Raw genomic sequence first — 1252 nt, forward strand, 5'->3', positions numbered from 1 at the left:
TACACTTCGAAGTGGATTAATGCATAAGCGTTAGGATATTTGAGATCTAAGTGCTCCCTTGGAAATAAAATCGGTTGGTTTGCATCGCCAATTCTTTCATAAAGATAGCCCATTCTATGTCCACTTCCCCCATGACCTCCATACTCAACATGCGCAGATTTAATTAAAAATGGCGCTTCAGGCTGTTTACCATCTTTGGTTGCTATTGTTACAACTATCGGGCCTCTGAAACCAAAGGACTTATCAAATGCACTACAGCCAATGAGCGTTAGGACTAAAATACACAGAAAACTGTGACCAAACGTTAAATACTTTTTCATAAAGTAAACCATAAAATAATATACTAGATAGCCGTAATCACTGGATTATCTGAACTACCAGAAATTCTATAACCAAGGATACTAGCCAGTTGAGAGACTTCTTCGATCACAAAATCCCCCTATAATTAATGTAAACCTTCAAAGCAACAACACTTACCTTTTTTACAGTCCATTATATTCGTGTTCTCTTGGTTTTTTTAATTGTTCTTGGCAATACATCAAAAGCCCACAGTCGGTTTCTGGATAGCGATAATATAACTCTTTAAATATCGGGTTATATTTTTCTCTCACCGCTTTTTGTATTTCTTTTGGAAGCACTGGTAAATAGTCGGTTTTTATGGAATCAATATGCTGTGATACCAAAGTTCCTAAACTGTGCCTAGTCTTTTCAAATAACGAACTCTGGCGATAATATTCTGGGCTATCCGGTGCAAGCTGCTCCATCGCCAAGCTCGCGCGCTCAGCCTCTTTTTCTATTCGGGCCAAAACTGCCTCCAGCGGAACCACTTCAACTGTAAAGGGAATTGGGTCATCAGCTTTGCTTGGGGCAAAACCTGCACTCGAATAATTAATATGGTACATAGGATGATACACTTCGAAGTGGATTAATGCATAAGCGTTAGGATATTTGAGATCTAAGTGCTCCCTTGGAAATAAAATCGGTTGGTTTGCATCGCCAATTCTTTCATAAAGATAGCCCATTCTATGTCCACTTCCCCCATGACCTCCATACTCAACATGCGCAGATTTAATTAAAAATGGCGCTTCAGGCTGTTTACCATCTTTGGTTGCTATTGTTACAACTATCGGGCCTCTGAAACCAAAGGACTTATCAAATGCACTACAGCCAATGAGCGTTAGGACTAAAATACACAGAAAACTGTGACCAAACGTTAAATACTTTTTCATAAAGTAAACCATAAAATAATATA

The 1252-nt window shown here is 38.7% G+C and carries 1 protein-coding gene and 1 pseudogene; both read right to left on the reverse strand.

The genetic code is table 11. The features are described from left to right. Positions 1–320, reverse strand: a pseudogene (locus DRB05_RS00240) (hypothetical protein); the annotation flags it as partial. Between the two features lie 162 nt (positions 321–482). Beyond that, a partial coding sequence (locus tag DRB05_RS00245) for a hypothetical protein (RefSeq protein ID WP_205125711.1) occupies positions 483–1252 on the reverse strand: 770 nt, incomplete at its 5' end.

Origin of the sequence: Pseudoalteromonas sp. A757 (assembly GCF_004103285.1) — a bacterium.
Lineage (GTDB): Bacteria > Pseudomonadota > Gammaproteobacteria > Enterobacterales > Alteromonadaceae > Pseudoalteromonas > Pseudoalteromonas galatheae.